Genomic DNA, 5,466 nt, shown 5'->3' on the forward strand with positions numbered 1-5,466 from the left:
GGATCGCGGGCCTGGGCGAAGCGGGCGCGGTGCTCCTGACGGACCCGGTCGACCGCGGCTTCGGCGGTCAGGCCGGTGCGGACCGCCTCTTCCAGCGACCGGTTCCAGCCGCGGTCGTCGGCGAACATCCGGTAGGTTTCCAGCACCTCGAACGGCAGGCCCGCCAGCTTGCCCTGACCGCCGTCGAGGATGGAGTCGATATTGGCCTTGAGGCCGATCAGGGCCTCGCGCAGGCGGATTTCCTCGACCTGCTGGTTCTCGGCCAGCAGGTTCTCCGGCGGAACCGGCGCCTCGTGCAGGATGACGTGGCCGTAGGCGAGCCCTTCGGCGAAGCGCTGGCCCTTCAGCCGTTCCGGCCGGTGCGGGGCCACCTCGATGTCGCGCAGCTCGTCCTGCGCCAGCAGCTCGCCGGACGCCACAGTCTCGGCCAGCACCATGGCGATGGTCTGGATGTCCTCGACTTCCTCGTCGTCGTAGCGCCGCTCGGAGCGGTTCTGGACGACCAGCACTCCGATGGCGCGGCCGCCGCGGAGCAGGGGCGCGCCGAGGAAGGCGTGATAGGGGTCCTCGCCCGTCTCCGGCCGGTAGGCGAAGCTGGGGTGGGAGGGGGCGTCGGACAGGCTGATCGGCGCGGCCGTGCGCGCGACCTCGCCGACGAGGCCCTCGCCGGGGCGCAGGCGGGTGGTGTGGACGGCTTCCGGGTTCAGGCCCTGGGTGGCGAACAGTTCCAGTTCGCCGGAGGCGCGGCGCAGATAGATCGAGCACACCTCGGCGACCATCGACTGGGCGATGATCCGCACCACCATGTCGAGCCGATCCTGCGCCGGAGCCGCGCCGGCCATGGCCTCGCGGATCTGGCGAAGGAGGTTGCGCGGCCCCCTCGTCGTCAATCCGCCCAACGGCATGGCCTCTCCCCAACAGCTGCGCCGCAGATGGGCGCCGCCAAGCTCACTTTCTAGACCGCCTCAAGTCCATAGGCGGAATGTAGCGCCCGAACGGCCAGTTCCGCATAGGCCGCGTCGATCAGGACGCTGATCTTGATCTCGGAGGTCGAGATGGCCTGGAATTTCACGCCCTTGTCGGCCAGGGCCCGGAACATGGTCTGGGCCACGCCCGCGTGGCTGCGCATGCCCACGCCGACGACGGAGACCTTGGCCACGTCCTCGTCGACCCGGATCTCCTCGAAGCCGAGCTCCGACTGGGCCGAGCGCATCAGCTCGGCGGCCCGGGCGGCGTCGCGGCGGCCCGTGGTGAAGGTCAGGTTGACCGTGCCGGGCGTGCGCGACTGGCTTTGCACGATCATGTCGACGTTGACGGCGGCCTCGGCCAGGCGGGTGAAGACGTCCGCCGGGGCCTCAACCCGGTCGGACAGGCCCAGCAGGGTGATGCGGGCTTCGTCGCGGCTCATGGCGACCCCGGACACGATGCGCTTTTCCACGATTTCCTCCTCGTCGCAGATCAATGTCCCGGCGTGTTCGGGCAGGCGGCCGTTCTCGTCGGGCTCGATGAAGCTGGACAGGACCCGGACGGGGACCCGCTTCGCCATGGCCAGCTCGACCGAACGGGTCTGCAGCACCTTGGCGCCGAGCGAGGCCATCTCCAGCATCTCCTCGTAGGAGACCTTTTCGAGGCGGCGAGCGCGGCTCTCGATGCGGGGGTCGGTGGTGTAGACCCCGTCCACGTCAGTGTAGATGTCGCAGGCGCAGCCCAGCGCGGCCGCCACGGCCACCGCCGAGGTGTCGGACCCTCCGCGGCCGAGCGTGGTGATGCGGCCGCCGGCGCTGACGCCCTGGAAGCCGGGGACGACGGCGATCTGGCCCGTATCGATCGCGGAACCCAGCACCTCGCCCGGCACGTCCTCGATACGGGCGCGGCCGTGCGCTTCATCGGTCAGTATGGGGATTTGCCAGCCCATCCAGCTGCGCGCGTTCAGGCCCATGTTGCGCAGCGTCAGCGCCAGCAGGCCGGCGGTGACCTGTTCGCCCGAGGCGACGACGACGTCGTATTCGTCGTCCGACAGCTCGATTCCCGGACCGGGACGGCCGGCGCCGTCGGTCCAGGCCACCAGCTCATTGGTCTTGCCGGCCATGGCCGAGACGACGACGGCGATCTGCTTGCCCGCGGCGGCCTCGGCGGCGACGATGCGGGCGGCGCGGCGAATCCGCTCGAGGTCCCCCATCGAGGTGCCGCCGAACTTCATCACCAGCCGCGTCGTCGGCCGCGTGCTTTCTGGCCGCGTGTCGTCTGGCCGCGTCATCGTGGCGTGCCGTCCCCGTCTTGCATGGAGGGCCGAGCGGGTTCATCCCTCGGTCCATGGTCGCTTCTAACGGCACGGTATCGGCGCGGGAACCCCAAGAGTCCCCGGAGCGGGCGGAGGGGTCCTCCATCGATCCGGCCGATGTGGCGCGCTTCTCGGCCCAGGCGGCGGAATGGTGGGACGCGCGGGGACCGTTCGCGCCGCTGCACCGCTTCAATCCCGCCCGGCTGGCCTTCGTCCGCGACCGCGCCGCTGAGCGGTTCGGACGGGATACCAAGGGGCGCGCGCCCTTCGCCGGTCTCACCCTTCTGGACATCGGCTGCGGCGGCGGGCTGATCGCCGAGCCGATGACGCGGCTGGGCTTCGCCGTGACCGCCATCGACGCCTCGGCCGAGAACATCGGCACGGCCCGTGCCCATGCGGTCCAGCAGGGTCTCGACATCGCCTACCGCGCGGCGACGGTCGAACAACTCGAGGCCGAGGGAGCCGGACCGTTCGACGTGGTCCTGACCATGGAGGTGATCGAGCACGTGGCCGATCCCGAAGCCTTCGTCCGAGCCTGCTCGCGGCTGATCGCGCCCGGCGGCATGATGGTGGTGGCCACCCTGAACCGGACGCTGAAGTCGCTGGCTCTGGGCAAGCTCGCCGCCGAGTATGTGCTGCGCTGGGTGCCGGCGGGGACGCATGACTGGCGGCAGTTCCTGAAGCCTGACGAGATCCGGCTGATGCTGTCGGAAGAGCCGGTGGCGGTCAGCGGGCCCTATGGATTGGCCTACGACCCTCTCGCCGACCGCTGGAGCGAAAGCAGCGATGCGGGCGTCAACTACATGATGATCGCCACGCGAGACTCCTGACCTTCGCCTTCCCGGGGCCGCGCACCGGAACGCGGAACCCAGAGGACCGGCCTCTTGTCGCAGCATCGCCGGGAGTTTCACCCGAAAATCTGGATTCCGGGTTCTGGCTCCGGCTACGCCGAACCCGGCCTCGGAATGACAAGGGGGGCGGCTTGCGATCAAGCGCTCAGAGCCGGCGCACCATGTAGCGGGCGTCAGAGCCGTAGCTGGCCAGCTTCTCGCGCATGCCGGGCGGATCGACGACCTCGAAGCCATGGCGAGCCCAGAACGGGCCGGCGTCATTGACCGCTATCAACGCGATTACGGGCCAGCGGCCCTCGCGCGCCAGCTTCACCACGGCCTCGACAGCCGATCTGGCGCGCCCGCCGCCTCTTACAGTCCGCGAGAGCGCGAGGTCGTGCAGATACAGGACGTCCGGGTCCGGGGGCAGCGCGCCGACAAGGCTGTTCAAGGGCGGTGCGGCGTCCGCCCGCCAGGGGTAGGCGAAGAAATAGCCTCCAACCGCGCCGTTTCCGTTGACCAGCACGCGGCAACCCCGCGCAAACAGCGCCAGCCGTTCAGCGAAACACGCGCGGTCCTCGAAGTGATCGGGAAAGGCTTCGGCGGCGACGGCTACGACGCCGTCGAGGTCGCCCGCCGTCATCGCTCTCCAGCTCAGCCCGGTTGGGTCGGACGGGGGCAGCGGGTGTTCAGCGGGGCCGGGCGGTAGCGCCATTCCATGCTCTCATCACGGCCGTTCATGCGACCCTCGATGCGGGCGACCATATCGGCTCCGTCAAGCCGGTAGATGATCCGTTGCGGGAAGTCGTGGGTCGGATTCTCGAACACCACATGCGTCCGGTCCGCCTCGGTGGCCGGGAAGATGATGGCCGGCTGGCCGCCGGGCTGGGTGAAATAGGCGATGCCGCCGCCGTGCGCCGCGATGTGGAACATCTCGAAGGTGGGACGGCCGGTCGTCGGCACCGTCATCCCCTGCCCGACCATCAGCCCCGCACGCGGATCGCTCCAGGTCTCCGAGACCTCGCCGTCGGCGCAGGACAGCCAATACCCCGCCATCCACGAGAGGTCGTCGGTGGTCGGCGGAGCCGTGAGAGCCGCGACGGCGGTCAGCATGGAAAACAACATGATCGGATTCCTTCGTCAGGTTCCACGCCTAGGCGCTCAGGCCATTCCGGTCTTGTAGGATTGCGACGCAAGGCGACGGGCGAGCTCGGTCCGCTGGCGCGCCCATTCGGTGGCGGTGCAACCGAGGAAGCGGCGGAAGTCGCGGGACATCTGGGGCTGGTCGAAGTAGCCGGCTTCCAGCCCCGCCTGCAGCCAGGTGACGACCTCCGGGTCTTGCTGGTCGACCCGGTCGAACACCGCGCGGAAGCGGCGGATGGCCCGCAGCGTCTGCATCGGGACGCCGACCCGGTCGAGCATGAGACGCTGCAGGGCGCGGGGATGGAGACCTGTTGTTTCCGGAGGCTCGCTCACGGCCGCGCGGACAAGCGGGTCGAGCCGCCAGCCCTCACGGGCGCGAAGGGCCTCGAGCCAACCGCCGAGGGCGGCCAGATCTTCGGGCGGGGGGCGGTCGATGCGGCCGGCGACATCCAGGGTTCGGTCGGTCGCCGTGCTCAGGGGGCGCCCCAGCCACGAGCGGGCGCCGTCGGGCTCGAAACGCGCGGCGACGACACGCAGCGGCCCCGTCGGCCGCAGGGCGAGCGGACGGGTGAGCTGGCCGGCGAACAACATGCGCGGCTGCAGCCGCCATGTCCCGTCGGGCCCCTGCTCCTCATAGGGTTCGCCGAGGTGCAGGATCAGCTCGCAACACCCGTCGGGCACGATGCGCTGGACCTCGCCCGAGGGGCTGTCCGCGCGATAGGTCCACAGGGCGGCGACGAACGGCCTGAGCGTCTCCGGCGGCGGCGTCGCCTCGTAGACTTCCGCCCCGTGCATCGTCAGTTCAGCTTGTCGGGCGGCGGCGGCAAGGGCGGCAGCGGCGCGCAGGGGACGCCGTCCTCCTTCAGCTTCTTCACCTCGGCGGGCGAGGCCTCGCCGTAGATTTCCCGCTTCTCGGAGCGGCCCTCGTGGATGTCGCGGGCCTCGCGGGCGAAGGCGTCGCCGACGTAGTCGAAGTTCTGCTCGACGTGACTGCGAACCTCGCGTGCGGCCTGCGTCATCATCGTCCGCACGCGGGCCAGATCGGGCGCGGACCCGGCCTTCTTCGCGCCGGCGACGGCCGGGGCCATGATCTGCTTGGACACGGACCGCGAGCCGCACATCGGGCATTCGACCAGTCCCCGCGCGGCCTGGTCGTCATAATCGGCCGAGGCGGCGAACCACGCCTCGAAGCCGTGCTCGTCCTCGCAGCGC

Annotated in this window: 7 protein-coding genes; 1 reads left to right on the forward strand and 6 read right to left on the reverse strand. The window is 70.2% G+C overall.

Going from position 1 to position 5,466, the window contains the following annotated elements; translation table 11 throughout:
* Both VGB60_RS00655 and VGB60_RS00660 read right to left on the reverse strand, forming a co-directional pair.
* Positions 1 to 905: GAF domain-containing protein (locus VGB60_RS00655; protein ID WP_331036366.1), on the reverse strand; the 905-nt coding region annotated here is incomplete at its 3' end.
* 50 nt (positions 906 to 955) lie between these two features.
* Positions 956 to 2,257: an aspartate kinase gene (locus VGB60_RS00660; protein ID WP_414644447.1), complete on the reverse strand. Its 1,302-nt coding sequence runs from the start codon at positions 2,255 to 2,257 to the stop codon at positions 956 to 958.
* 56 nt (positions 2,258 to 2,313) lie between these two features.
* On the opposite strand from VGB60_RS00660, the gene ubiG reads away from it, so the two are divergent.
* Positions 2,314 to 3,111 (forward strand): bifunctional 2-polyprenyl-6-hydroxyphenol methylase/3-demethylubiquinol 3-O-methyltransferase UbiG, encoded by a 798-nt coding sequence (ubiG, locus tag VGB60_RS00665; RefSeq protein ID WP_331036367.1) that lies wholly within the window; start codon positions 2,314 to 2,316, stop codon positions 3,109 to 3,111.
* A 166-nt stretch (positions 3,112 to 3,277) separates the two neighbouring features.
* Here ubiG and VGB60_RS00670 read toward each other — a convergent pair whose 3' ends face one another.
* From VGB60_RS00670 to VGB60_RS00685, 4 genes are all read right to left on the reverse strand, one after another.
* Complete coding sequence (locus tag VGB60_RS00670) at positions 3,278 to 3,754, reverse strand: GNAT family N-acetyltransferase (RefSeq protein ID WP_331036368.1); 477 nt, start codon at positions 3,752 to 3,754, stop codon at positions 3,278 to 3,280.
* A gap of 11 nt (positions 3,755 to 3,765) precedes the next feature.
* Positions 3,766 to 4,236 carry a DUF6265 family protein gene (locus VGB60_RS00675; RefSeq protein ID WP_331036369.1) on the reverse strand — a complete coding sequence of 157 codons (471 nt, stop codon included), beginning with the start codon at positions 4,234 to 4,236 and terminating at the stop codon, positions 3,766 to 3,768.
* 36 nt (positions 4,237 to 4,272) lie between these two features.
* Positions 4,273 to 5,049, reverse strand: a complete 777-nt coding sequence (locus tag VGB60_RS00680; RefSeq protein ID WP_331036370.1) for a helix-turn-helix domain-containing protein — start codon at positions 5,047 to 5,049, stop codon at positions 4,273 to 4,275.
* A 2-nt stretch (positions 5,050 to 5,051) separates the two neighbouring features.
* On the reverse strand, positions 5,052 to 5,466 hold a 415-nt coding region (locus tag VGB60_RS00685), incomplete at its 5' end, for a DUF1178 family protein (RefSeq protein ID WP_331036371.1).

Source organism: Brevundimonas sp., assembly GCF_036399195.1.
GTDB lineage: Bacteria > Pseudomonadota > Alphaproteobacteria > Caulobacterales > Caulobacteraceae > Brevundimonas.

Bases quoted from the DNA above. Each gene is read 5' to 3' on its own strand.
- VGB60_RS00675 (WP_331036369.1), bottom strand. From the start codon at position 4,236: ATGTTGTTTTCCATGCTGACCGCCGTCGCGGCTCTCACGGCTCCGCCG.
- VGB60_RS00660 (WP_414644447.1), bottom strand. From the start codon at position 2,257: ATGACGCGGCCAGACGACACGCGGCCAGAAAGCACGCGGCCGACGACG.
- VGB60_RS00670 (WP_331036368.1), bottom strand. From the start codon at position 3,754: ATGACGGCGGGCGACCTCGACGGCGTCGTAGCCGTCGCCGCCGAAGCC.
- ubiG (WP_331036367.1), top strand. From the start codon at position 2,314: ATGGTCGCTTCTAACGGCACGGTATCGGCGCGGGAACCCCAAGAGTCC.
- VGB60_RS00680 (WP_331036370.1), bottom strand. From the start codon at position 5,049: ATGCACGGGGCGGAAGTCTACGAGGCGACGCCGCCGCCGGAGACGCTC.